Origin of the sequence: Rhodococcus ruber NBRC 15591 (assembly GCF_001894945.1) — a bacterium.
Lineage (GTDB): Bacteria > Actinomycetota > Actinomycetes > Mycobacteriales > Mycobacteriaceae > Rhodococcus > Rhodococcus ruber.
The window spans coordinates 71,079-96,360 of sequence record NZ_BCXE01000002.1; the positions used below are offsets into that span (position 1 = coordinate 71,079).

The following is a 25,282-nucleotide window of genomic DNA, read 5'->3' on the forward strand; positions in this document are numbered from 1 at the left end:
GGTCAACCTTCCTCCCGGCCGGGCCGGGCTCCTGCGGTGACGGTGAGAACGCCGTGGCCCACACCGTCGGTCAAGGTATCGGTGAGTCGGTCGAGGGTGTCGAGCAGCTGCCGTGCGGCCTCGCGTCGCGCGCGCAGCTCCTCCAGTGCGGCGCTCACCGCGGGAATCCGGTCGGCCTCCACGACCGGGATCGGCCAGTCCCGCCACACCTGCCCGGACCGGATGGCCCCGGCGGGCTTAGGTGCGACGGGCATGCGACGCAGCGTGCGCGCCACGAGTTCCGGCAGGACTCCCGAGGCGTGCGGGTCGGCGACCCGCAGCACGCGCGCCGGTGCCAGCACGACCGCGGCGCCCTCCTGGTCGACGACGACGCCGAATTCCGGTGCCGTGCAGAAGACGATGTCGCCCGGCTCGGTGTAGCGTCCGCTCGGGTAGCGAGTCGCCAGGACGAGGCGGTCGATGCCGCGGTCGCCGATGCGCGCGCGGCCGAGCAGCTCGTCGGTGCCGATGACGCGCACGTCGCCGCCGACTTCGACATCGTCGTCATCGATGCGGTTACCGGGCATCACCTTCAGCACTCCGGCATCGGCGAGCCGGCCGGCGGTCGGCGCCGGGCGCGGGGCCTGCCGGTATTCGACGCCCAGGTGCAGGTCGTCCCGCACCGCACGCGCCGCCCGGTTCGCCGCGCCCACCAGCTCGGCCGCCTCGGCCGCGGTCTCGTTGCCCGCGACGCGGCGACGCCGGCGCCGGGGCGCGGGTAGCAGCAGGCCGCGACGGTCCTCGGCGAGCAGCGTGGAGGTGCGGTGCACCGAGGCGAACTCGAATGCGTGGGCTCGCAGGTGCTCGCGCGACCCCAGCGCGGCGGTCACGTCGGAGACGATCCCGTCGGTCACCGCTTCGTCGAGCGCCCTGGTCCGCAGGTCCGCCAGCACCGTCCACCGGTCCGTGGGTGCGACGGAGTCGTCGGGCGCTCCGAGCACCCACAACGCCATCGACGACCCCGGTTTCGTGACGAGCAGTCCCTCCGGGAGGCGGAATACGGCGCGCAACCGGTCCGACCGCAGCAGGTCGGCCCGGACGGCGGCAGCCTCCCGGTCGCGCAAGGGATCGGTCAACGCGGATGCCGGCCCAACGATCACCGCGAGATGCTCAGAGCCCATCTGCACGGTGATGTTGTCGATCTCCGCGAGGATTCGGGCATCGGAGTAGCCGAGGGTGGACGGCGACGGGTACTGGGTGAGGAACACGGCGGGCCCGTCAATCGAGAAGTCCTCGTCGAATCCCGTTGCCGGCGTGGGGCGGCGACGCCATCGGTGCACAGACAGCCGGCGCCGCGCCAGGCGCGCCGTCGGGGTGTCGGCGTGGCCGGTCATCGCGATCGGCTCGACGAACTCCGGCAGGCGCTGCCGCAGGGCGACGAACAGATCGCTGCCGTCCGGCGACGGATCGACGAAGACGGCCCGGTCGTCGGGCGCCAGCGCGCCGACGACTCGCGCGCACATCTCGAGCGCGGCAGGGCTGAGCGCCGTATCGGCCAGCGCGTCGAGGGGCAGGCGGAACCGCTGCGCCATGAGGGTCTCGAAGGCGTGCTCGACGGTGTAGGCGGCGTCGGCCATGCGGTCGGCGTGCGCGGCGTAAGTGGGTAGCCGCCCGCCGAGCGCCTCGATCTCGCGGTAGAGGTACGCGTCGTCGGGGTCGAGGTCGTCGGCCTCGTCGAGCAGGTCGTCGCCGTCGAGGTCCGCGAGTTGCTCCCCGGTGCGGGCCTTGACGCACAGCAGGGCGGTCAGCGCCGCGAACGCTGTGGCCGCGTCCGCACCGGCGGGATCCTCGAAGGCTGCGTGCGCGGCGAGGTCCTCGGCGACGGACGCATTGTTGCCGAGTCCGCGGCTCGACAGCCAGGCGACTACGTCGTCCGCACGGTAACGGTGTTGTCGGCCGTCGGCGCGCACCGGCTCGGGAAACGGCCGATCCGGGCCGCGATACCGCTTCGCCCACATGGTGACGACGGGCCGCTGCACGCGGGCGAGTGCCGCGATGTCCGCCTTGGACAGCAGGAGCGCAGAACCGGTACTCACGTGTCGGCCCTCCCCTCTACTCTTGCCTCGACGCCCGCGATCGGCGCGGTTTCCCCAATCTAGACGACGTTTCCGACACGCCCTTCACAAAGATCGATAACCCCGGTTATCAATATGCACTTGGCGAATGGCGGCTCAGTCGCGGCATTCTCGTCCGTACCCGATTCGGACGAGGAGGACGTCATGCTCGCAGCGATCCACATCAGGCAGACCACCACCGCTACTGGCTCGCTCAGCTGCGCGGCCCTGGCCACGGACGCGGGCATCGCGCTGTTCGTCCGCCCGGAGCACAGCGCCGAGGCCCGCTTCGCCGTCGGCCTCGACGCCTTCGCCGAACTGTGCGCCCGTACCGCCGACACGTCCGTGCGGCTGCACCTGACCGACGCGGACCTGCGCCGGGAACTGCACGCCGTCGCGGGCTCCTTCCCCTCGATCACCCTGATCGACATCGGTTACGGCCCCTTGGGGGAGCTGGCCCGCGCCGCCGCCGAGGCGATCGGCCGCCACGTCGCCGAGCGGTTGGCCGCCGAGGACGCCGCCCGCGAGGCAGAGACCAACCCTCTGGTCGAGCAGACGGTGGCCACCGACGCGTCGAAGGGTTCGCGTCGCGGCGTGGGAGTGGCGTGTGTGCGGGCCGACGGCAACTTCCGGCAGAAGATCTTCCCCGACACGCGCTCGATCCTGGCCGGTGAGCTCCTCGCCATCGAACTGGCCGTCACCACCTACCGGAACCGGCCCCTGCACATCCTCAGTGACAGTCGGCACGCGCTCGCGGGATTGCGCGGCGAAGCCCCGCTCACCACCGAAGCGACGGTGATCGCCGACCGCATCCGGCACCGCACCCGCGGCCTGCCGATCCGTTACTCGTGGGTGCGCGGCCACAGCGGGCACCCGCTCAACGAGGTCGCCGATCGCCTCGCCGTGGCCGCCCGGCGCGCTCACGAGGCCCAGGTTCCTTCCGCGGCCCGGCAGACGATTGCCACGAACATCGTCGCCTCGCTGCTCACCCCTACGTCCGCAGCAGCCTGAGCCGCCCTCGCCTATACGCGCGAAATCGGCCGAACCGGGAAATGGTCGAGGCCGGCCGGAACGGGACCGCCTTAGGATCGATGGTGGAAGCCTGGAGTGCGTCCGATGGCGCACAGCTCACGAAAGAGATGGCCATGGCCGACGAACAGTCCTTCTGGCAGTCCCACCGCACCCTTGCCGGTGTGGCCCGCGACGCCGAACGCTTCGCGGTGCGCCTGCCCCTGGTGGGCCGGCTCGACATCCCGCGGCCCGAACAACTCGCCTACTTCGCCGGCCTCGGCCTGCTCGTGGCGTTGGATCTGATCGAGTGGCCCGTGGCGGTGGCAATCGGCGTGGGCCAGGTCCTGGTCACCGAGCATGCCAAGTCCGCCGCCGAACGTCCTGGCTCGCCGGGAGCGGCGACGGACGGCAACGCGGGCGCCGCGGTCGTCCCTGCGACGTAGTCGAGCGCACCGGACGCCGGCCTCGCGGCGGTGCACTCGAGCCTCCGATCACCGCTTCCGTGCCGGGGCCTTCTGTGCCGGCGGCTCCCCCGTCGTCGACTTCCCCGCCGACGGCTTCGCCGCTGCCGCGATCGGGGGCGCACCGGGGCTCGTGGGTGTGGTGTCCGGGGTCGGCGCCGGAGCACGCTCGGTCGTGGGAGCACCGGGTGTGGGGGTGGGACGAGGCGTGAGCAGCCGGATGGCCAGGGCCGTGGCGCCGAGTCCGGCCAGCACGGGCGCGGCGGCGATACCGGTTGCCAGGCCGGTAGCGCCCAGCACGACGATCGTTGCCGCTGCCGTCGGCGTCGACTCGGCTCCGCTGCCGAGACCGGAGCGAGCTCCTTCGGCGGCGCCACGCACGCTGCCTGTCAGTGCGCCCAGCGCGGCGCCGCCGACGGCGCCGGCGGCGCGGGTGGTGGCGTCTGCCACGCCGACGACCGCCTGCGCGGTCTTGTCGAGGACATTCATCACTGCTACCTCCCGATCCGAGCGAAATGCGTCGCGGGTTGCCCCCGACCGCGGTGTCGCGCGACCGCAGCGGCCGGGCTCGGAATCGGCAGGTTCGAATGCCACTTGCGGAGACACGCTCCCGGATCTCCGGTCGACACGGCCGATGCTCGCCCGGAGACCTGGTGACGCAAACGATACGGCGTCCGCCACCGCGATGTCACACCCCGACGATCGGCGTTCCCCCAGGATGCCGGCGAGGCTCGACCGCGCCCTGAACTCTCGCCGGTCCCCGCGCGGCCCACGTACCTCGGTCCGGCAGGATGAGCACATGATGTCGCTTCTCGCCGCGCCCGTCGGAGCCGCCCGCCTCGTCCTGGACCGGACCGTGGAGGTCGCCGAGTTCGCGGTGTCCGTCCCCGGCCGGGTCGTCAACCTGCTCGAGACGACCGAGGCCCTGGTGGGGCGCATCGACGGCGTCGTCACCGATGCCCGCGAGATCGTCGCGCGGATCGACGACGTGGTCACCGAGGCCCGCGCGACCGTCGGGCGGGTCGGCGAGGTCGTCGACAGCAGTTCGGCGGTGGTCGGCGAGGCGGCGACCGTCGCCCGCCGCGCACAGGACGTGGTGGCGTCGGCCGGCCGCACGTCCGACTCGGCGGGCGAACTGCTCGACACGTACGCCCCGATGGCGACTCGGGCGGCGCCGCTCGCCGGCCAGTTCATCGACGAGCTCAGCGCCGAGGAGGTGCACGCGGCGGTCGTGCTGCTCGATCAGCTGCCCGAGCTCGCGGACCGGATGACGGCGCTGATGCCGATCCTCGGCACGCTCGAGACCGTCGCCCCGGAGATCCACGAGCTGCTCGGAGTGGCGAAGGATGTGCGGCAGGCGATCGTCGGCGTGCCGGGGTTCAATTTCCTGCGCCGTCGCGGCGAGGACAAGGAGAACGGCGACGACGACTGAACCCGGATCCGCCACTCATCGGCTGGTCCGGCGCTCTGCTCGGTGGAAGACTGGCCATCTGACCGAGCGTCATCGGAACTGACAGCTAACGGGGTCCGGACGCGCAGGTCGTGATTCCTTCTACGCCAGCCCGAGCGAAAGATCGGCCGCCCGACGACAAGGAATCGGACGCGCTTCAGATCGTGTCGATGTACTGGCCCAGGTCGTCGAGATCGGACATGGTGTCGAGGAGCTTCTTGCTGCGGAGAACGGTTCGCGCGGTGTCGAGGTAGCGACGGATGAGTGGGCCGATGGTGTCTTCGCGGTAGGCCAATGCCAGCGGCACGGAGACCGTCGGAGACCTCAGCGATCGGTAGGTGACACCGTTCATACGCAGGTGCCGCACCGACTCAGGCGCGAGAGCGACCCCGAGGCCGGCGGCGACGAGGGCGACCAGGGTGGCGGTCTCCGCCACCTGCTGCCGGACGGCGGGAACGAAGCCTGCCTGCCTGCACGCGGTGACCAGGGTGTCGTGCATGGTCGACGGGGAACAGTAGCCGATGAACGCCTCGTCGGCGAGATCGTGGAGGTCGATCGCGGTGGCAACGGCCAGAGGGTGCTGGACGGGCAGGACCACCAGCAGGGGTTCGTTGCGCAGCAGTTCGACGACGACGCCGGGGGCGTTCACCGGGGGTCGGAGCAACCCGACGGAGAGGGTGCCGTCGAGCAGGGCCTGAACCTGGGCCGGGGTGAGCATCTCACTACGAAGAGTGAGCTCCACCAGCGGGTTACGGTCGCGGTAGGCACGGACCAGGTTGGGCATCAGGTCGTAGGTGGCCGAACCGGTGAACCCCAAGGAGAGCGACCCTACCTCTCCGCGGTCGGCCTTGCGGGCAGAGTCCACCGCGTCTTCGGCGGCGGCGAGAAGGGCGACGCAGCGGTCGTAGAACACGCGGCCGGCCTCGGTGAGCGAGATCGAACGGGTGGTGCGTTCGAGCAGTCGCACGCCGAGTTCGCGTTCGAGCTTGCGGATCTGGTGGGAGACCGGTGACTGCGCGACGGACAGTCGCTCGGCTGCCCGGGTGAAACTGCCCTCGTCGACGACGGTGACGAAGTACTTCATGTGGCGCAGTTCCATACTTCCCAGTCTGACATCCAGATGGAAAACATCTCAATCAATGAAGAAAAAGGTGTTAGACATCTAGATATCCGCTCCCTAGGCTCGATTCGAGAGCTGGATCACACCGACCCGGACTGTGAAGGGCTTCTCGCTCCGGTGGGACCCGCGGGCTGGTCGTTTCCCACCTCGTCGCACTCGTGGAGGAGAACACGTGAAGATCAACCTGTTCCTGCAGGCGCCGTACCGGTACCTGCCCGACGACTTCGAAACCAAGCACGAGTCGGTGTGCAGCATCCCGTACTCGCTGGTCACCCGCGACGGGATGTACTCCTCGATCCGGGACTTCATGGACGAGCTCATGCTCGGCGCCCGCAGCGGCTACGACGGCGTCGCCGTCACCGAACACGGTCAGAGCAGCTACGACATGGTGCCCAACCCGGATCTGATCTCGAGCGCCCTGGCCTACATGACCGAAGCCGAAGGACTCGACGTCGCGATCTATCCGATGGGTCGCTCGCTCGGTAAGGCCCGCGAACCCCTCAGGGCCGCCGAGGAATACGCGATGATCGACGTGATGAGCGGCGGCCGCCTGGTCGCCGGACTGACCGTGGGACTGAGCTACGACGCCAACATCAACAACGGCGTTCCACCCATCGAGGTCCGTCCCAGATTCGACGAGAATCTGGAACTGGTGCTGCGCGCCTGGCGCGAGCAGGAACCGTTCGCCTGGAATGGTCGCTACACCCAGTACCCGATGGTGAACATGTGGCCGCGCCCGCTGCAGGAGAACGTGCCGGTGTGGATCACCGGCATCGGTAACCCGCGCACCATGCGGATGTGCTTCGACCGGGGTTTCGGATTCAACTATCTGAGTTGGTTCGGCGCCAAGCTGACCGGCAAACGAATCTTCGATCGCATGTGGGAACAGGCAGACGAATCCGGTGTCGCCCGCAATCCCTACCGCATCGGATTCCTGCAGACCATCGCCGTCGCCGAGACCGACGAACGCGCGGAGGTCGAATACGGCCCCCATGCGGAGTATGCCTTCCGCAAGGGATTGGGCTCGATCCCGATCGAAAAGCTCGGCCTGCCCGGGGCCATCGACATCAACGGCGTCAAGGCCCTCATCAAGGATCCCGGTGACTTCGGCCTGTACCACCGCATGCGCACCGCCACCTTCCGCGACCTGGTCGACGCGGGTGTCGTCGTGGTCGGCAGCCCCGACACCGTAGCCGAACAGCTGCTCGCCTTCTGCCGCGAATACGGCATCGGAAATCTGCACGCCATGCTCGGATTCGGCTCGCTGCCTCGGAACCTGGTGATGAAGAACATCCAACTGTTCGCCGAAGAGGTGCTGCCGCGGCTGCGCACGCTGTGGTCCGACACCGACCACGAACATCACTGGTGGCCGAGCCGACTCGGCGGCACCCCCATCGCCTACGACACCATCGCCACCACGAAGGCAGGAGCGAACGCACGATGAGCACCACCCCCACCATCACCGAGCAGACCGTCGACGTCTGGGGCGGCCGACTGACCCTCACCGTCAAGGTCGCCGGCGCCGGCGCACCGCTGCTGTATCTGCATCCGGCCGCCGGCCTGGCGTGGGATCCGTTCCTGACCCATCTGGCCTCCCGGTATACCGTCTACGCCCCCGAATTCCCCGGCACCAGCGAGGGCAACCCGTACGCGATCCACACCATCGACACCCTCAGCGACATGGTGCTGGCCTACGAGGAACTGATCCGCACCCTCGGGCTCGAGCGCCCCGTGGTGGTCGGGCAGTCCTTCGGCGGCATGCTCGCCGCCGAACTCGCCGCCGCCTTCCCCACCCTGCCCGACAAGCTGGTCCTGCTCGACCCGATCGGATTGTGGACCGAACAAGCCCCGGTCGCGAACTGGATCGCCACACCCCCCGACCAACTACCGGCCCTGCTGTTCCACGATCCGGCAAGCCCGGCCGCCCAGGCGATGCTCGCGCCGACCGAGGACATCGAACAGCAGCAGGCTGCCGCCGCCGCGATGGTGTGGGCGTTCGGTTGCACCGGCAAATTCGCCTGGCCGATCCCCGACCGCGGACTGCGTCACCGCCTGCACCGCATCACCGCGCCCACCCTGATCGTGTGGGGCCGCAACGACAGGCTCGTCTCGGTGACCTACGCCGAACAGTTCCGCAAGCTCGTCGCCGACAGCACCGTCACCATCATCGACGACTGCGGCCACATCCCCCAGGTGGAAAAGCTCGACGAGACCGTCGAAGCCGTCGACAAATTCCTCCTCTGACCCGAGCAGGCACCGATGCCCTTCCGACCGGGTCCCCGACACACCAGGAGACCGACCATGCCCACTACGCTGCAACACACCCCACTCGATACCCGGCCGCACGACGAGCACGCCCTCGAAGTCGATGCGGCCACGATCCGGCGGGCTATGGGCCGCGTGCCCACCTCGGTTGCCGTCGTCACCGCCCTGTGCGACGGGGAACCGGTCGGCATGACCATCGGCTCGCTGACCTCGGTCTCCCTCGATCCTCCTCTGGTGGCGTTCTTCGCCTTCTCCGGCTCGTCGACATTCGCCGAACTCCGGCGGTGCCGACAATTCTGTGTCAACGTCCTCGCCGAGGACCAGGCCGAGATCTGTCACGGTTTCGCCCGGCTCGACGGCGCGAAGTTCGACCTCGGACAGTGGGAGTATCACCACGGGATCCCCACCATCCACGGCGCCGTCGCCACGGTGCTGTGCGAACAAGACCACGTCTTCGAAGCCGGCGACCATCTCGGCATGATCGGCCGCGTCACCGAGGTCGAATTCAGCGACAACCGGCCTTTGGTGTACTACCGCGGACAAACCTCGCACCTGCACGACCACGGCCACCGGTGCAACCCTTGAAGTGAAGGTACATCCGACACGCCCACAGTCGGTGACGGAAGTAGGTGAACGGGAACAGATGAACTCCTGGTGGGTCGGACAGTGCAACTGTCAGGGCCCGCCACGAGTTTCACATGCCGTCCTCGTTCATTGCGCTGCGCCCGCGTGACGTCACGAAGAGGCCGAGGGCCTTCGCAGTCCCCTGCGAAGGCCCTCAGCCTCACGTCGCCTATCGTCGTCGACTCACCACGTCACGGAACGCTGATGAAGTTCGTGAAACCGCCGTGCCGTGCAGGCAGGTCGGCGAGGGCTTCGTTGATCTTCTCGAGCGGGAAGGTGTGATGCTCGAAGAAGGACAGGTCGAGCACGCCGGCGCCGGCGAGGTCAGCCATCTCCTGCGCTTCCGCAGTCGAGAACCACAGGCTTCCCAGAACGCTGATCTGTTGGCACATCAACGAGAACATATCCAGGCCAGGGCGTTCCATCATACCGCCGATATCGACCGCGACGCCGCCGCGGCGCAGCGTGGCGAGCGCATCGAGGAAGGACTCGGCGGGCGCACCGGGTCCGAGGGCGTCGATCACGGCGTCGACACCTTCCCCGTTGTTGTGTTCGCGGGTCCAGGCGCGTAGATCACCGGAGCCGGCGGCGAATACGTGGATGCGGTCGGGCGCGATCGCGCGGACGTCGTCGAGGAGGTCGGCGTTGCGCCCGGTGCCGAAGATTCGGGTGGCCCCCAGGGCCAGAGCGCTCAGGCAGGTCCCGAGCCCGAGGGTGCCCGAGATCCCGTCGATGAGAACCGTCGATCCCGGTCCGACTCCGGCTTTGCGGAGCGCAGCGTATCCGGTGCCGAGGTAGCCGAAGCGAGCGGCTTCCTCGAAGCTCACGGTGTCGGGCAACGCGACAAGGTTGCGCTGAGGCGCGGTGAGATACTCCCCGAGACCGCCGTACGGGTAGGCATCGAAGAGTTTCTGGCCGTCCGGACCGAACGCGAAATATCCCATGAACGTGTAGGAGTCGCAGTTCTGGTCCCGTCCTTGCCGGCATGCACGGCAGGCACCGCAGGACAATCCGGGGTTGACGTAGACCCGATCCCCGACGGCGACATCGGTGACGTGGCTGCCGACCGCAGCGACCACACCGGCGGAGTCGAGACCGAAGACGGCGGGCAGCTTCGGCAGCGGCAGGTACGGGAACCACTCGCTGTAGGTGGCGAGGACGTTGCCGAGGTTCGGGACGACGTTGCATGCCTTGACCTGGACAAGCACGTCGGTCGGCCGCGGCTCCGGGACGGGGAGCTCCTCGATCCTCATAGGCTGGTTGATCTCGTGCAAGCGGGCAACGCGCATGGTCGACGTCATGTCGGAGAACTCCTGTAGATCGAATGCTGATGGATGGAAGACACGGCATGCCGCTGTCCCGTGCGAGGGAAGGCGCGGTAGCCGTCGGAGTCGGATCGTCAGACGGACTCGCCGACGGCGACCTCGAGCGCGTCCTGCACGTCGTCGGCGGTCGCGATCTCACCGAGCAGGCTGAGCGAGTTGATGCTGGCTTCGTGCGCTTCGGGTGTTGCCGCGGAGCAGGTGTCGGCAACGATGACAACGCGGTAGCCGAGATCACTTGCGACGCGCGCGGTTCCCTCGACGGAGACATTCGTGGCCACACCGGTGAAGAGCAGGGTGGTGATTCCCCGGTCCCGCAGGACCGCGTCGAGGTCGGAGTCGGCGAACCCACCGATCCGCTGGTGCGTGACGACCACGTCCTGATCGTGAGGGGCGAGTGGTTCGACAATGTCGGCGAGTTCACTCCCGTCCTTCAGACAGCCGGACTGGACGACGAGACCGAGCAGGGGAGAGTTGACGTGCAGGTCGGAGTAGTCGGGTTTCCACGCCACGCGGGTATAGACGACGGTGCCGCCGGCGCGGCGCACGGCGTCGTTGACGCCGGCCACACGGTCGATGATCTGTCGTTCGGTGACCTGCTGGTGGAAGAAGTCGGCGAAGGCACCGTGTGGACCGACGACGTCGCCTTGACAGTGGACTGCCACGACGGCGGTGGTGCGGGGATCGAGTTCCATTGAAATCTCCTCTTGAGCATCGGGTGTTACGCGGGCTCGAGGCCACGCAGGTACTTGGCCCACACGTCGAGGTAGTGCGGTTGTTCGGCGGCGTGCGGGTCGCCGAGATGCTGCGGGGCGGCGGCGAGAGAAGCGTCGACGGTGGCGTCGCCGAGTTCGTCGCGGTGGGCGTTCATCAGGCCGGCGTCGGCGGCCGCCTTGTCGAGCTCGCGCCGGATCACGCCGATCATGTCGGTCTCGGGACCGAGGAAGTCGACAACGGTGTCGGCGTACTCGGCTGCCTGGGCCAGTCCTCGGGGCCCACCGGCGGCCACCCAGATGGGGATCTGTTCGGCGACGTTGTAGAAGCCGCTCTCCTTGTCGAGGAATTCGACGTCGCAGGACTGCCCGAGCCAGTGGTGGGTGACGCGACGGCCGGCCGTCGAGTCGCGTGAGACCTCGACGGCATGGGTGAACTCGGAAATCTTGGCGGGGCGGTCGCCCATCGACCGCAGTGCGTTGTCGGCGGTGCCGATACAGAGTTCCATGCGCTTCTCCTTGCTGCGGCCCGCGACGCGGCGGAAACCCCTTCGCCGGTTGCCGTCACGCTCCTGGCGGCGCGATGCCGAAGGGTCGAGCGGCGGTTGCGTCGGCCGTATATCACCGCTGCATGCTCGGAAGTCCCGTTCCGAGACGGCCCATACGGTTCCAGGGAGCTCGCGTATGGAGGTGGCTACCTGCGAAAACATGGTCACACCTCAAATTGGAATGCTAGCGTGCCAGACCAATGTAACGCACAGTGACTCACGCCACAAGTACTAGAATGCGAGTGGCGTGAGTAGCTTGTTGACGAGGAGATCCATGACCGGACCACTGAGGGAGCGTGACCGATGAGTATCGCCTCTTCGAGAACCCACGAGGGAAGCGAGTCCGCCGCGCTGCTTGCCAGTGCCCGCACCTCCGGCGCCCGGCTGTCCGCCGCCCTGTACGACGTCATCAAGACTCGTCTGATGGAAGGGCACTACGCGGCCGGGGAGAAGATCGTCGTCGAGGCGATCCGCCAGGAATTCGGGGTCAGCAAGCAACCGATCATGGACGCCCTGCGGCGACTGTCGAGCGAGAAGCTCGTGCACATCGTGCCGCAAGTCGGCTGCGAGGTCGTCTCCTACAGCCCCCGCGAAGTCGAAGATTTCTACATGCTCTTCGGCGGGTTCGAGGGGGCGATCGCCGCGGTGGCCGCCACTCGCCGTACCGAGGCCCAACTGTTGGAGCTGGATCTGATCTCGAGCCGGGTCGACGCACTGATCACCTCGTCCGATCCTGAGGTGCGCGCTCGCGGCTACCGGGCACACAACCGGGAGTTCCATGCCACCATCCACGCGATGGCCCACTCCCGGATCATGGCCGAGACGAGTCAACGGATGTGGGACCTGTCGGATTTCCTCATCAACACCACCGGAATCACCAACCCCCTGGCGAGCGCGCTGTCCGAACGGCAACACGACCACCGTGAGATCACAGAAGCGATCCGCGATCGGGACGCGAGCGCGGCGCGGGCAGCGATGGAACGTCACATCGTCGGGACGATCTCGGTCATCCGCGACGAGGCCGGCACCGGGCACTGAGCCCGCGCCCGCCGCTGCAGGCGGCGAGGACCGTGCGCATGAGCGCGGACGACGTCGCCCGCCGAGAACCCTGCCCTCCCCCGGTGCCCCCGCCTCGGGCAGGTACGTGCGGCAGGAGTAGGCGTCGTCGCCGGCGATCCCGAGCCTGCGCAGCCGCTCCGTAGGGGTCCGACGCGCGTGCAGAACGGCCGGATCCCGCTTCTCCCCCCTGCATGGACGGAGCCGCGCCGAGCCCGGCATCGCCCATCGCACAACCGAATTCGACTCTCCTGTCGACGAGGTTCGTCGTGCGGCACGGTTGATCGAGGTCAAGACCTCGCAGTCGCCTTCCCGACCCTCCCCCGGATCGACCGGCCCGATCGTCGCGAGCGACCGGCCGGGACGGAGTCCCTACCACCCCCGATACTCCGCGCCCGAATCGAGACTTGCGTCACTCCTCGTCGAGAGGCTACCTTGACTGCTAGACGACTAGCATTCCAGTTGCGGCACGCCGCAGCCTCACCGGAAAGGAGCGGCCATGTCGACCGTCTCTTCCTCGACCCGCCCGACTCCCGCGGCGCTCCGCTGGACGGGAGCGATCCTGCCGTGACAACCTCACCCTCCATCCCGGCGAAGCACACCAGTCCGATGCGCGTCGCGCTGGCAAGCTTCATCGGCACCACCGTCGAGTACTACGACTTCTTCATCTACGGCACCGCGGCCGCGTTGGTGTTTCCGAAACTGTTCTTCCCCGACGTCTCCCCTGCGATCGGGATCCTGTTGTCGTTCGCCACTTTCGGTGTCGGATTCTTCGCACGCCCCCTCGGCGGCATAGTCTTCGGTCACTTCGGTGACCGAGTCGGCCGCAAGAAGATGCTGGTGATCTCCCTGGTCGGCATGGGCGCAGCGACCATGCTCATGGGCATGATGCCGACGTACGCGCAGATCGGTGTCGCCGCCCCGATCCTGCTGACAGTCCTGCGGTTGGTGCAGGGCTTCGCGGTCGGTGGCGAATGGGGCGGCGCCACCTTGATGGCGGTCGAGCACGCTCCGAGCAGGAGGAAGGGGTTCTTCGGCTCGTTCTCCCAGATGGGGGCACCTGCCGGTACCAGCATCGCCACGCTGGCGTTCTTCGTGGTGTCCCAGCTCCCCGATGAGCAGTTCCTGTCCTGGGGATGGCGACTGCCCTTTCTTTTCAGCGCGGTCCTGATCGTCGTCGGGTTGTTCATCCGCCTGTCGCTGTCCGAGAGTCCCGATTTCGCGGCGGTCAGAGAACGCAGCGCGGTGGTGCGGATGCCGATCGCCGAGGCATTCCGTAAGCACTGGAAGGAGATCCTGCTCGTCGCGGGCACCTATCTGTCCCAGGGCGTGTTCGCCTATATCTGCATGGCGTACCTGGTCTCGTACGGCACCACCGTCGCCGGGATCAGCAGGACCTCGGCTCTCGCCGGCGTCTTCGTCGCAGGCCTGGTCGCGGTGGTGCTCTATCCCGTGTTCGGGGCGCTGTCGGACACGTTCGGCCGCAAGACGTTGTACCTCACCGGCGCCGTGCTGATGGGTGTGACGATCGGTCCCGCGTTCGCGCTGATCAACACCGGCAATCCGTGGTTGTTCCTGCTCGCCCAGGTGCTGGTGTTCGGCATCGCCATGGCGCCGGCCGCCGGTGTCACCGGGTCGCTGTTCACCATGATCTTCGACGCGGACGTCCGCTACAGCGGGGTCTCCGTCGGCTACACCCTGTCACAGATCCTGGGCTCCGCGTTCGCCCCGACCATCGCCGCCGCCCTCTACACCGCTACCGGATCGAGCGATGCGATCGTCACGTACCTGCTGATCGTCTCCGCCGTCTCGATCTTCTCGGTAGTCCTCCTGCCGGGCGGATGGGGACGCAACGGTGCTGCACGACAACTGGTTCGAGATCGAGCAACCTCCACCCCGAATACCCGCCCGGACACCGCAACGGCTACGGCCCCGACGGCTGCGGACACGGATTCCGCAGAACCGCTGCGCGTCCTCGACAAGTGAAGTGATGACAGACATGAGTGACCACGCCCCCACCTCCTACGACACCGACGTCGTCATCGTCGGACTCGGACCCGCCGGCGGCACAGCGGCGCTCGCCCTCGCCACCTACGGCATCCGAGTCCACGCCGTGTCGATGTTCCCCTGGGTGGCGAACTCGCCGCGCGCGCACATCACCAATCAGCGCGCCGTCGAAGTGCTGCGCGACCTGGGCGTCGAAGACGAGGCACGCAAGTACGCGACGCCGTGGGACCAGATGGGAGACACGCTGTTCACCACAAGCCTGGCCGGCGAGGAAATCGTCCGGATGCAGACCTGGGGAACCGGCGATCTCCGTCACGGCGACTACCTGTCCGGCAGCCCGTGCACGATGCTCGACATTCCGCAGCCCCTGATGGAGCCGGTGCTGATCAAGAACGCCGCCGAACGCGGTGCGGTCATCAGCTTCCACACCGAGTACCTCGACCACACCCAGGACGAGGACGGAGTGACCGTCCGCTTCCGCGACGTCCGCTCCGGCACCGAATTCGAGCAGCGAGCGCGGTACCTGCTCGGCTTCGACGGTGCACGATCGAAGATCGCCGAACAGATCGGACTGCCTTTCGAGGGCGAACTCGCCCGCGCCGGCACCGCGTACATCCTGTTCAATGCGGACCTGAGCAAGTATGTCGCTCATCGACCGAGCATCCTGCACTGGATCGTCAACTCCAAGGCCGGTTTCGGTGAGATCGGCATGGGTCTGCTGCGCGCGATCCGGCCGTGGGACCAGTGGATCGCCGGCTGGGGCTTCGACATGGCACAGGGCGAGCCCGACGTGTCCGATGATGTTGTGCTCGAACAGATCCGGACCCTCGTCGGCGACCCGCACCTGGACATCGAGATCGTGACGCGGTCGTTCTGGTACGTCAATCAACAGTGGGCCGAGCATTATCAGGCCGGTCGGGTCTTCTGCGGGGGCGACGCCGTGCACCGGCACCCGCCGAGCAGCGGGCTGGGATCGAACACGTCCATGCAGGACGCATTCAATCTCGCATGGAAGATCGCCTATGCCGTCAAGGGATACGCGGGTCCGGGTCTGCTCGAGTCGTACTCCCCGGAGCGCGTTCCGGTCGGCAAACAGATCGTCACTCGTGCCAACCAGTCCCGCAAGGACTACGCCGGGCTGCGCGAGTGGTTCGAGCACGACAGCGACGACCCGGTCACCGCCGGGCTGGCAAAGTTGAAGGAACCCTCGCCCGAAGGTGTGGCGCTGCGTGAGCGGCTGTACGAGGCACTCGAGGTCAAGAACAGCGAGTTCAATGCCCAGGGCGTCGAACTCAACCAGCGTTACGCCTCCTGCGCGGTCGTTCCCGACACCGTGGCCGGCGAGGAAGTGTGGGCACGCGATCGAGAGCTGTATCTGCAGGCCACCACCCGGCCCGGCGCCAAGCTGCCGCACGCGTGGCTGGTCGGCGCCGACGACACCAGAGTCTCCACCCTCGATGTCACCGGCAAGGGACAGATGACCCTGCTGACCGGGATCGGCGGCCAGGCATGGAAGCGTGCTGCTGCCAAGCTGGACCTACCGTTCCTGCGGACCGTCGTCGTCGGCGAACCCGGCGCCATCGATCCCTACGGCTACTGGCGACAGGTCCGCGACATCGACGAGGCCGGTGCCCTGCTCGTACGGCCCGACGGCTACATCGCGTGGCGACACAGCGCCCCGGTGTGGGACGACACCGAAGCGCTCACCAGCCTCGAGAACGCACTGACCGCGATCCTCGACCGCGCCCCGGGCGAGGAGCAGAACGCGAGCGGCACCAATGAGCCGCAATACAGCACCCGGGCAGTGCCGATCATCGTCCCACACGTCACCGCCGAAGACGCAGCACCGGCGGCCACCACCACAGTCGAAGGAGAAAATTCATGAGCCGCCCCTACACCAGCGTCTGGGACGACCTGAACCAGGTCGAGTTCAGCCAGGGCTTCATCCAGGCCGGCCCCTACCGCACCCGCTACCTGCACGCCGGCGACACTGCCAAGCCCGCACTGATCCTGCTGCACGGCATCACCGGCCACGCCGAAGCCTATGTCCGCAATCTGCGGTCGCACGCCGAGCACTTCAACGTCTGGGCGATCGACTTCATCGGCCACGGCTACTCGTCCAAGCCGGATCACCCGCTCGAGATCAAGCACTACATCGATCACGTGCTGCAGTTCATGGACGCCATCGGCGTCGAGAAGGCGTCCTTCTCGGGCGAGTCGCTCGGAGGGTGGGTCACCGCCCAGTTCGCGCACGACCATCCCGAGAAGGTCGAGCGGATCGTGCTCAACACCATGGGCGGCACCATGGCCAACCCGAAGGTGATGGAGCGGCTCTACACCCTGTCGATGGAAGCCGCGAAGGACCCGAGTTGGGAACGGGTCAAGGCCCGCCTCGAATGGCTCATGGCCGACCCGACCATGGTCACCGACGACCTCATCCGCACCCGGCAGGCCATCTTCCAGCAACCGGACTGGCTCGAGGCGTGCGAGATGAACATGGCACTACAGGACCTCGAAACCCGCAAGCGGAACATGATCACGGACGCCACCCTCGAAGGCATCACCGTGCCCGCACTGGTGCTGTGGACCACCAAGGACCCCTCCGGTCCGGTCGACGAAGCCGAGCGCATCGCCTCCCACATCCCCGGCGCCACGCTGGCGATCATGGAGAACTGCGGTCACTGGCCCCAGTACGAGGACCCCGACACCTTCAACAAGCTGCACCTGGACTTCCTCCTCGACCGCAGCTGACCCGGACCCGGCCGGTGCCGCCAACCTCCTGCAACCGAGGCGGCGCCGGCCGGATCCCACCCACCCGACCCATTGCGCTCTCGCCCGGGCCGTCCGGAAAGGAAGCGCCGAACCAGCTGCAAGGAGACCGCCGCGATGCCCGTAGCGCTGTGCGCGATGTCGCACTCCCCCCTGATGGGACGCAACGACCCCGACCAGGAAGTCATCGACGCCGTCGACGCCGCGTTCGACCACGCGCGCCGGTTCATCGCCGATTTCGCCCCCGACCTCATCGTCATCTTCGCCCCCGACCACTACAACGGCGTCTTCTACGATCTGCTGCCGCCGTTCTGTATCGGCGCCGCCGCGCAGTCCGTCGGCGACTACGGCACCGAAGCCGGCCCTCTCGACGTCGACCGTGACGCCGCCTACGCCGTCGCCCGCGAAGTCCTCGACAGCGGCATCGACGTCGCATTCTCCGAACGCATGCACGTCGACCACGGATTCGCCCAGGCACTCCAACTGCTGGTCGGCTCGATCACCGCCGTGCCGACCGTGCCGATCTTCATCAATTCGGTCGCCGAACCGCTCGGCCCGGTCAGCCGGGTACGGCTGCTCGGCGAGGCGGTCGGGCGGGCCGCTGCCAAGCTGGACAAGCGTGTGCTCTTCGTCGGTTCCGGCGGCCTGTCCCATGACCCGCCGGTCCCGCAGTTCACCACCGCGCCAGAGGAAGTGCGCGAGCGGTTGATCGACGGCCGCAACCCCACCGCCGCCGAACGCGACGCCCGCGAACAGCGCGTCATCACCGCCGGGCGGGACTTCGCCGCCGGCACCGCCACGATCCAGCCACTGAATCCCGAATGGGACCGGCACCTGCTCGACGTCCTCGCCTCCGGCGACCTCGAGCAGATCGACGAGTGGACCAACGACTGGTTCGTCGAACAGGCCGGGCACTCCTCCCACGAGGTACGCACGTGGATCGCTGCCTACGCCGCCCTCGCAGCCTGCGGCCCGTATCGGGTCACATCGACGTTCTACCGGGAAATCCCGGAGTGGATCGCCGGATTCGGAATCACCACCGCCGTCTTGTCGTAGCGGAGGCCTCCCCGAGGCCGGGCGCCCGAGCCCGCTCGAAGGGCCACCCTCAGAGGGTGTCGCAGTGGCGACACAGCCTCGTCGACGGCTGCGTCGCCTCTCACTCGACCGGCCACTCCGTTGCCGATGCAGCGGGGCGGCCGGCCTCGTAGGTGGTGCCGATGGTCATCACGTCGCCGGGTGGCACGGTGACGACGTAGGAGGTGGCCTACGAGTACGAGGAATCGACCGCCGATCGACCTCGACATCCGGTTGTGATTCGTCGCGGAGACCCACCCACGGCGGACGCGCGAGCACCACGATCCCGGCGTCGATGCCGACACCGCGGCAGCCGGCTCCCGGCCCCTCAGGGCGGTGCCTCACGGCCGGACGAGGATCTTGACGTTCTCCTCCTTGTTGGAGATCAGTTCCTCGAACCCGTGGGCGACGATGTCGTCGAGGTCGATGCGGCCGGTGATGAACTGGTAGGGGTCGACCTTGCCGGAGGCGATCATCTCGATCGTCGCGGGATGGTCGTTCGCGTAGGCCAGGCTGCCGAGCAGGTTGACCTCGCGGAAGACCAGATCGTTCATCGCGACGGACGCCTCGTGGCCCCAGATCGCGACGTTGACGCACGTGCCGCCCGCCCGGGTGGACAGGATCGCGGACTTCAGCACCGCGTCGATGCCGGCGCATTCGAAGGAGACGTCGGCGCCGCGTCCGCCGGTCAGCTCGAGGACCTGCTCGGTGACGTCGCCGTCGCGCGGGTCGATGATGTGGTCCGCGCCGGCCGGTTCGGCCTTCTTCTTCCGCACGTCGGCGGGTTCGACGACGATGATCTGGTCGACACCGGCGGCGCGCAGGGCCGACGTGGTGACGAGCCCGATCGGCCCGGCGCCGAACACGAGCGCCGAGTGGCTCGGTCGCGCTCCGGACAGGCGTACGGCGTGGTAGGCCACGGCGAGGGGTTCGACGAGTGCGCCGACGTCGGTGCCGAGTTCGCCGAGTGGGTGGATCCAGCGCCGCTCGGCCACGACGTACTGGGAGAACCCGCCGCCGTAGCCGGACAGTCCCACGAATCCCAGTGTGCCGCAGACGTTGTAGCGTCCGTTGCGGCAGGCGTCGCAGCGTCCGCAGATGATGTACGGCTCGACCGCGACCCGGTCGCCGACGCGCAGATCGTCGACGCCCTCGCCGACTTCCGCGACGACGCCGGCGAACTCGTGCCCGAGGGTGATCGGCACGGTCTCGCCGGTGATGGGGTGCGGTGCGTCGGCGGGCGGGGCGAAGATCGGGCCCTCGAGGTACTCGTGCAGGTCGGTGCCGCAGATGCCGCACCACTCCACCTCGACCTTGACGGTGCCGGGGCGGGTGGCCGGTTCGGGAATGTCCTCGACCCGGATGTCCCCGGGGCCGTGGAAGCGGGCTGCCTTCATGGGTCGATCTCCTCGCTGTACGGGCGTCGGATCTTGGTCGGCCGAGTCCGACGCGGGATCATCCGGGTGCGCCGCTGCCGAGGTCGGCGCGTGATCCAGCACACATCGAGCGCGCCGCCGCGGCAAACGTTGCAGCGCGTTGCGCGTACCGCCGGGTGTGGTGCCGGACACACCCGAGGGCATATGCTCGCGACAACTCGACCGACGAGAGACGGAGACCGTGGGCAACTTCAGCGCCATCGAACCGGGCACCGACCTGCACCGATACGCGCGCGAGCTGGCGCGTATGCACGACGCGGTGATCGGTGGCGGCCGCTCGCCGCTGCGGCCGCGGTCGGTGGTCGCGCGGTCGTGGACGCGGGTGCTCGGCGCCGGTCTCGCCCCCGACGGCAGCAACGCCCGCGCCCTGCTGCCGCTCGCCGAGGTGGAACGCCGGCGCCGCGCCTCGCCCCTGTCGGGGGTGATCGGCGACCTCGAGCAGGTGGTGTGCTCGGTGGCCGAGGCGTCGCACATGCTGATGGTGGTGACCGACGCGGACGGGATCGTGCTGTGGCGGGCCGGGTCGGCGAAGGTCCGCAGCCGGGCGGACAGCCTGGGGTTCAGCGAGGGCGCCCGGTGGACGGAGTCGACCGTGGGCACCAACGCGATCGGCACGGCGCTCGCCGAGGCCGCCCCGGTGCAGCTGTTCTCCGCCGAACACTTCGAGCAGTCTTCGAGCAGTCCCAGCATCCCTGGTACTGCACGGCCGCCCCGATCCACGATCCCCGCACCGGGGAGCTGCTCGGCGTGGTCGACGTCAGCGGCCCGGCGCTGACGATCCATCCCACGATCAGCGCGCTGGTGGAGACGGCGGTGCGGCTGGCCGAGGCGCAGCTGTGGCGGCTGCACGAGAACCGGCTCGAGCGGCTGCGCACGGTCGCGGCGCCGGTGCTCGCCTCGATGAGCGGTCCGCTGCTGCTCGTCGACGAACACGGATGGGTGGCGCACGCGTCGGGCGTCGCGGCCACCAAGCGGGTCGCGGCACCGACCGCCGACCGCACCCTGAGCGTCCCGGGCCTGGGGATGTGCGTCCCGGAGCAGCTCGCGCACGGCTGGTTGATCCGGCCCGCCGGCGGCCCGGCGCGGATCACGATGGAGCTCGACCTGTCCGGCGCGCCGACGGTGGTCGTCAGCGGCGCGGACTCGACGTGGCGCAGCGCGCTGTCCGCGCGGCACGCGGAGATCATGCTGATGCTGCACCTGCGGGGCCGCGAGGGGATGACGGTCACCGAGCTCAGCAACGGCATCTACGGCGACCCGGACCACGCCGTCGCGGTGCGGGCGGAGGTGTCCCGGCTGCGCCGCGCGCTCGGCTCCGTCGTCGAGAGCCGCCCCTACCGGCTCGCCGACTCGGTCGACCTGACGCTCACCCTCGGTGCGGCCGAGCGGCTCTCGGACTGTGCGTTCGTCCGGCACAGCGCGAGCCCGGCCGTCCGCGCGCTGGCGGACGGCCGGTGAGTGCTCACGCCCGGTAGGCGTCCGTCCCGGCGCGGCTGAGCACCAGGCGCGGCAGCACCGCGCGCGACGACAGCCGCAGCACCGCGTCGACGAGTTCGACGACGTCGTTCACCTCGAGCATCTCCTCGGCGGGGATGCGGTCCTTGATCCAGTCGGACATGTCGGTGTCGACGTAGGCGGGCGCGATCGCGGACGCGCTGATGCCGTTGCCGGACTCCTCGGCGTTGAGCGTCTCCACGAGCGAGATCAGCGCCGCCTTCGTCGCCCCGTACACGGCCAGACCCGCCTCGGCATAGACACCGGTGATCGACGACAGCGCAACCACTTTCGCCCCGCGGCGCGGAACAGCGGCCGCGGCCTTGCGCAGCAGCGGCAGCGCCGACTGGGCGAACGCGAACGGGGTCTCGAAGTTCACCGACACGGTCTTGCCGAACCGCCGCATCGGGAACTCGGCGATGGTGCCGGCGGTGCCGACGCCCGCGTTGAGGACGAGCGCCCGCATGCTGCCGAACGTCTCCTCGTGTGCCGCGACGACGCGGCTCGCGGTCTCGGGATCGCCGAGGTCGGCAGCGACGACGCGCACCTCGGGCGCACCCGCGTCGCGCAGGTCGGCGGCGACCGCGCCGAGCCGCGCCTCGTCGCGCGCGGTGAGGGTCAGACCGTAGCCCTGCTGCGCGAGGCGGGTGGCGACACCGAGCCCGATGCCGCGGGACGCACCCGTGACGAGCGCACTGGGGTTGGCGAGATCGGTTGTCATGCGCCACCTCCCCGCAGCGCGTCGAGTCCGGCGGCCGCGAAGACCGGCACGGCCTCCCCCGCCTTGTCGAAACCGTCGCCGACGGTCGCGCCGACGCGCCAGCGGTGGTTGATGCCCTCGGCGATGACGGCGAGCTTGAAGTTCGCCAGTCCCATGTAGAAGTCCCAGTGGGCGAGCTCGCGGCCCGTCGCGACCGCGTAGCGCTGGGCGAGGTCGTCGGCCGACGGCAGGCGCGGGCTGGTCCACGCGGCGGACTCGCCGAGCACCTGGTCGAGCGCGGGGTTGCGGTACACGCACATCAGGGCGACGTCGGTGAGCGGGTCGCCGAGCGTCGACAGCTCCCAATCCACCACCGCCGCAATCTTTCCGGCGTCGCCGGGATCGAGGATCGTGTTGTCGATGCGGTAGTCGCCGTGCACGATCGACGCCGCGGACGATTCCGGAATCGAGTCGGCGAGGGCGGCGTGCAGGCGGTCGAGGTCGTCGAGGTCGCGGGTCTTGACCCGGCCCCACTGACCGGCCCACAGCTTGACCTGACGCGCGACGTACCCGTCGGGGCGACCGAGGTTCCCGAGACCGACGGCTTCGTAGTCCACCGAGTGCAGGGTGGCGAGCACACGGACGAGTTCGCCGGTGCACGCTTCGATCTCGGTGTCACTCAGGGTGGCGAGGTCGTCGGTCGTGCGGATCACCCGCCCGGTGACGTGCTCGACGACGGTGAACGGGGCGCCCATCACGGAGTCGTCCTCGCAGAGGGCGACCGTCTGGGCGACCGGCACACCGCAGCCCTGGAGCGCCGAGGTGATGCGGAATTCGCGGGCGACGTCGTGGGCGGACGGGGTGAGTCCCGCCGTCGGCGGCCGCCGCAGCACCCACCGCGACGTGCCGTCGGAGATCGCGTACGTCAGGTTCGACTTGCCACCGGAGATGAGATCGGCGCGCAGTTCGCCGTCGAGGGCGATGCCCGAGTCCTCCAGGTAGCGCTGCAGGGCGGTCAGGTCGAGCCCCTCGTGCTGTGCGGTCTTCATGCCCGGCTCTCCTTCGCGGCGGCGGCCTTCTTCGCGGCGCCGACGGCTCGCTTGGCGATGGCCCAGCGGTGCACTTCGGAAGGCCCGTCGTAGATGCGGAACGGGCGGACCTCGCGGGCCAGGCGCGCGACGGGCAGGTCGGCGGAGACGCCGAGCCCGCCGCACATCTGCATCGAGCGGTCGACGATCCGGAACACCGCCTCGGCGGCGAAGGTCTTGGCGATGGACGTGGAGTTGGACGCGTGGGAGCCCTGGTCGAGTTCCCAGCACGCCTGCGTCAGCAGGGCGCGGGTGGCGGCGATGTCGATCTCGTTGTCGGCGACCATCTTCTGGATCATGCCGAGGTCGCCGAGCTTGCTCCCGAATCCTTCGCGTTCGGCGACGCGGGCGACGGCGATGTCGTGGCCGCGGCGGGCGGCGCCGAGCCAGCGCATCACGTGCGTCATGCGGGCGGGCCCGAGCCGCACCTGCGCGTAGGCGAAGCCCTGGTCGACCTCGCCGAGGACGGCGGAGTCGGGCACGAACAGGTCCTCGAAGAAGACCTCGCAGTGGCCGCCGATCATGGCGCGGTCGATGGTGTCGATGTGCCGGCCGACGGTCAGGCCGGGAGTGTCGGCGGGCGCGAGGAACATCGTCGCCCCGCCGCGCTGGCCGGGTTCGCCGGAGGTGCGGGCCATGATGATGAAGAAGCCCGCGCCGTCGGCACCGGTGATGAAGTACTTGCGGCCGTTGATCTTCCAACCGCCGGGGGCCTTCTCGGCGCGGGTGGTCAGGGCGTTGGGATCGGATCCGGCACCGGGGGCCGGTTCGGTCATCGCGAAGCCGGACCGCACGTCGCCGTGGGCGAGCGGCGCGAGGAACTGCTCCTTCTGCTCCGCGCTGGCGATGTGCGCGAGCATGTGCACGTTGCCCTCGTCGGGCGCGGCGATGTTGAGCGCGATCGGTCCGAACAGCGAGTACCCGGCCGCCTCGAACACCGGGGCGCGGTCGACCATGCCGAGACCGTGGCCGCCGTACTCGACGGGCGCGTGCGGCGCGAAGACCCCGGCTTCCTTGGCCGCCTGCTGCAGCTTCACCCGCAGGTCGTCGCCGCCCGCGGCAGTGATGTCACCGTTGTGGGCGTCCTCGACGGGCAGCACGTGCTCCCGGACGAACTCCTCGGTCTTCGCCACCAGCGCCTGGACGTGTTCCGGGTACGACAGATCGACAGCCATCGCGATTCCTCCTCCTCACCCCGACCGATCGATCGCTCGGTTGCTTCAACCGTGACATACCCCACCCCGCCGGGTCAACCCAGGGCGCCCTACCGGGCGCCCACCGCGCCGGGCCTACCGGGCGTCTGCCGCGCCGTGCCTACCGGGCGTCTGCCGCGCCGTGCCTACCGGGCGTCTGCGGCGCCGGGCCTACCGAGCGCCTACCGCGCAGCGTGCGATCGCGAGGTAGCGGCGGACAACCTCGTCGGGGGACAGCGGTCCGTCCGGCCGGTACCACGAGGCGACGGCCACGCACATGGTGGTCACCGCCCGGCTCGCATCCTCCGGAAACGCGGTGCCGAACTCCCCCTTCGCCACCCCGTCCCGGACGATCTCGTCCAGCATCCGCTGCTGCTCGTCACGCAACGCGATGTACGCCTTCCGGTTACCCGGTTCCATGCTGCGCATCTCGGTGGAGGCGACGAACGCCTGGTTGCGCCGGAACATGTGGAACCGCAGCAGCGACTCGACAACGGCGTCGAACCGCTCGGACGGTGTCGGTCCGGCCTCCGCCAGGGCCTGCTTGCTCCGGTCGAGCAGGTCGCGCATCACCAGCGTCGTCAACGACACCAGCAGTGCCTGCTTGGATGGGTAGTGGTGGTACAGACCCGGAACCGACAGCCCGGCCCGGGCGGCGACCTCCCGTATCGAGGTGCCGTCGTACCCCCGCTCGGCGAACGCCTCGAGGGCGGCCTCGAGGGGCTTCGGCAGGGTCGACGGCCCGTACTGCCGCCACGTCCCCGGTTCGACGGCTTCCTCACGCGTTTCCATGGCATCACCGTAGGCGACCCCCCGGCGCCGTCGTCACCAGTCGTGCTCTCGCACTTCCGCTGCCGG

General features: G+C 68.9%; 22 protein-coding genes and 1 pseudogene. 12 read left to right on the forward strand and 11 right to left on the reverse strand.

The window, feature by feature from the left end; all coding sequences use genetic code 11:
• Nucleotides 1–2: 2 nt before the first annotated feature.
• Complete coding sequence (locus RR3_RS03125) at nt 3–2,075, reverse strand: hypothetical protein (protein ID WP_064066087.1); 2,073 nt, start codon at nt 2,073–2,075, stop codon at nt 3–5.
• A 183-nt stretch (nt 2,076–2,258) separates the two neighbouring features.
• Between RR3_RS03125 and RR3_RS03130 the strand changes: the two genes are divergently transcribed.
• Complete coding sequence (locus RR3_RS03130; protein ID WP_159105357.1) at nt 2,259–3,104, forward strand: ribonuclease H family protein; 846 nt, start codon at nt 2,259–2,261, stop codon at nt 3,102–3,104.
• 134 nt (nt 3,105–3,238) lie between these two features.
• A complete protein-coding gene (locus tag RR3_RS03135; protein ID WP_040274642.1) occupies nt 3,239–3,547 on the forward strand; it encodes a hypothetical protein in 309 nt (102 codons plus the stop codon).
• A 48-nt stretch (nt 3,548–3,595) separates the two neighbouring features.
• Here RR3_RS03135 and RR3_RS03140 read toward each other — a convergent pair whose 3' ends face one another.
• Nucleotides 3,596–4,054: a hypothetical protein gene (locus tag RR3_RS03140; protein WP_048771527.1), complete on the reverse strand. Its 459-nt coding sequence runs from the start codon at nt 4,052–4,054 to the stop codon at nt 3,596–3,598.
• Nucleotides 4,055–4,364: 310 nt separating this feature from the next.
• On the opposite strand from RR3_RS03140, the gene RR3_RS03145 reads away from it, so the two are divergent.
• Nucleotides 4,365–4,997 carry a hypothetical protein gene (locus RR3_RS03145; protein WP_064066089.1) on the forward strand — a complete coding sequence of 211 codons (633 nt, stop codon included), beginning with the start codon at nt 4,365–4,367 and terminating at the stop codon, nt 4,995–4,997.
• Between the two features lie 175 nt (nt 4,998–5,172).
• On the opposite strand, the gene RR3_RS03150 is transcribed toward RR3_RS03145, so the two are convergent.
• Nucleotides 5,173–6,114 (reverse strand): LysR family transcriptional regulator, encoded by a 942-nt coding sequence (locus RR3_RS03150; protein ID WP_052455346.1) that lies wholly within the window; start codon nt 6,112–6,114, stop codon nt 5,173–5,175.
• Nucleotides 6,115–6,307: 193 nt separating this feature from the next.
• Between RR3_RS03150 and RR3_RS03155 the strand changes: the two genes are divergently transcribed.
• Genes RR3_RS03155 through RR3_RS03165 form a run of 3 tightly spaced genes read left to right on the forward strand, consistent with a single transcriptional unit; the run spans nt 6,308 to nt 8,985 of the window.
• Nucleotides 6,308–7,579 (forward strand): LLM class flavin-dependent oxidoreductase, encoded by a 1,272-nt coding sequence (locus RR3_RS03155; protein ID WP_040274637.1) that lies wholly within the window; start codon nt 6,308–6,310, stop codon nt 7,577–7,579.
• Nucleotides 7,576–8,379, forward strand: a complete 804-nt coding sequence (locus RR3_RS03160; RefSeq protein WP_064066090.1) for an alpha/beta fold hydrolase — start codon at nt 7,576–7,578, stop codon at nt 8,377–8,379. The genes RR3_RS03155 and RR3_RS03160 overlap by 4 nt, the downstream gene beginning before the upstream one ends.
• Nucleotides 8,380–8,436: 57 nt before the next feature.
• Entirely contained in the window at nt 8,437–8,985 is a 549-nt protein-coding gene (locus RR3_RS03165; protein ID WP_064066091.1) for a flavin reductase family protein, read from the forward strand.
• Between the two features lie 230 nt (nt 8,986–9,215).
• On the opposite strand, the gene RR3_RS03170 is transcribed toward RR3_RS03165, so the two are convergent.
• The 3 genes from RR3_RS03170 to RR3_RS03180 form a co-directional block, all read right to left on the reverse strand.
• Nucleotides 9,216–10,325, reverse strand: a complete 1,110-nt coding sequence (locus RR3_RS03170; RefSeq protein ID WP_040274634.1) for an alcohol dehydrogenase catalytic domain-containing protein — start codon at nt 10,323–10,325, stop codon at nt 9,216–9,218.
• A 98-nt stretch (nt 10,326–10,423) separates the two neighbouring features.
• Nucleotides 10,424–11,041 (reverse strand): cysteine hydrolase family protein, encoded by a 618-nt coding sequence (locus RR3_RS03175; protein ID WP_064066092.1) that lies wholly within the window; start codon nt 11,039–11,041, stop codon nt 10,424–10,426.
• Nucleotides 11,042–11,067: 26 nt separating this feature from the next.
• On the reverse strand, nt 11,068–11,568 hold the full coding sequence (locus RR3_RS03180; protein WP_064066093.1) for an LLM class flavin-dependent oxidoreductase: 501 nt from the start codon (nt 11,566–11,568) through the stop codon (nt 11,068–11,070).
• A 342-nt stretch (nt 11,569–11,910) separates the two neighbouring features.
• Between RR3_RS03180 and RR3_RS03185 the strand changes: the two genes are divergently transcribed.
• The 5 genes from RR3_RS03185 (at nt 11,911) to RR3_RS03205 (ending at nt 18,495) form a co-directional block, all read left to right on the forward strand.
• Entirely contained in the window at nt 11,911–12,645 is a 735-nt protein-coding gene (locus tag RR3_RS03185; RefSeq protein ID WP_052455343.1) for a GntR family transcriptional regulator, read from the forward strand.
• Nucleotides 12,646–13,272: 627 nt separating this feature from the next.
• The gene (locus RR3_RS03190) at nt 13,273–14,649 is read left to right on the forward strand and encodes an MFS transporter (protein WP_052455342.1); all 1,377 of its coding nucleotides are present in this window, start codon (nt 13,273–13,275) and stop codon (nt 14,647–14,649) included.
• A 4-nt stretch (nt 14,650–14,653) separates the two neighbouring features.
• Nucleotides 14,654–16,555, forward strand: coding sequence for an FAD-dependent monooxygenase (locus RR3_RS03195; protein ID WP_064066098.1), 1,902 nt, complete (start codon nt 14,654–14,656; stop codon nt 16,553–16,555).
• Nucleotides 16,552–17,421, forward strand: a complete 870-nt coding sequence (locus tag RR3_RS03200) for an alpha/beta fold hydrolase (protein ID WP_040274628.1) — start codon at nt 16,552–16,554, stop codon at nt 17,419–17,421. Before RR3_RS03195 ends, RR3_RS03200 begins: the two co-directional genes overlap by 4 nt.
• A gap of 135 nt (nt 17,422–17,556) precedes the next feature.
• The gene (locus RR3_RS03205; RefSeq protein WP_064066809.1) at nt 17,557–18,495 is read left to right on the forward strand and encodes a 3-carboxyethylcatechol 2,3-dioxygenase; all 939 of its coding nucleotides are present in this window, start codon (nt 17,557–17,559) and stop codon (nt 18,493–18,495) included.
• 359 nt (nt 18,496–18,854) lie between these two features.
• Here the strand turns inward: RR3_RS03205 and RR3_RS03210 are convergent, their stop codons facing one another.
• Nucleotides 18,855–19,910: a 2,3-butanediol dehydrogenase gene (locus RR3_RS03210; RefSeq protein ID WP_010595688.1), complete on the reverse strand. Its 1,056-nt coding sequence runs from the start codon at nt 19,908–19,910 to the stop codon at nt 18,855–18,857.
• 220 nt (nt 19,911–20,130) lie between these two features.
• Here RR3_RS03210 and RR3_RS03215 point away from each other — a divergent pair.
• Nucleotides 20,131–21,407: pseudogene (locus tag RR3_RS03215) on the forward strand (GAF domain-containing protein).
• A gap of 4 nt (nt 21,408–21,411) precedes the next feature.
• On the opposite strand, the gene RR3_RS03220 reads toward RR3_RS03215, so the two are convergent.
• The 4 genes from RR3_RS03220 to RR3_RS03235 form a co-directional block, all read right to left on the reverse strand.
• Nucleotides 21,412–22,164, reverse strand: a complete 753-nt coding sequence (locus RR3_RS03220) for an SDR family NAD(P)-dependent oxidoreductase (protein WP_010595691.1) — start codon at nt 22,162–22,164, stop codon at nt 21,412–21,414.
• Nucleotides 22,161–23,192 (reverse strand): phosphotransferase family protein, encoded by a 1,032-nt coding sequence (locus RR3_RS03225; RefSeq protein WP_064066439.1) that lies wholly within the window; start codon nt 23,190–23,192, stop codon nt 22,161–22,163. Before RR3_RS03225 ends, RR3_RS03220 begins: the two co-directional genes overlap by 4 nt.
• A complete protein-coding gene (locus RR3_RS03230) occupies nt 23,189–24,406 on the reverse strand; it encodes an acyl-CoA dehydrogenase family protein (protein WP_017679729.1) in 1,218 nt (405 codons plus the stop codon). The genes RR3_RS03225 and RR3_RS03230 overlap by 4 nt, the downstream gene beginning before the upstream one ends.
• Nucleotides 24,407–24,595: 189 nt before the next feature.
• Nucleotides 24,596–25,216 carry a TetR/AcrR family transcriptional regulator gene (locus RR3_RS03235; protein WP_010595695.1) on the reverse strand — a complete coding sequence of 207 codons (621 nt, stop codon included), beginning with the start codon at nt 25,214–25,216 and terminating at the stop codon, nt 24,596–24,598.
• Nucleotides 25,217–25,282 lie beyond the last annotated feature (66 nt).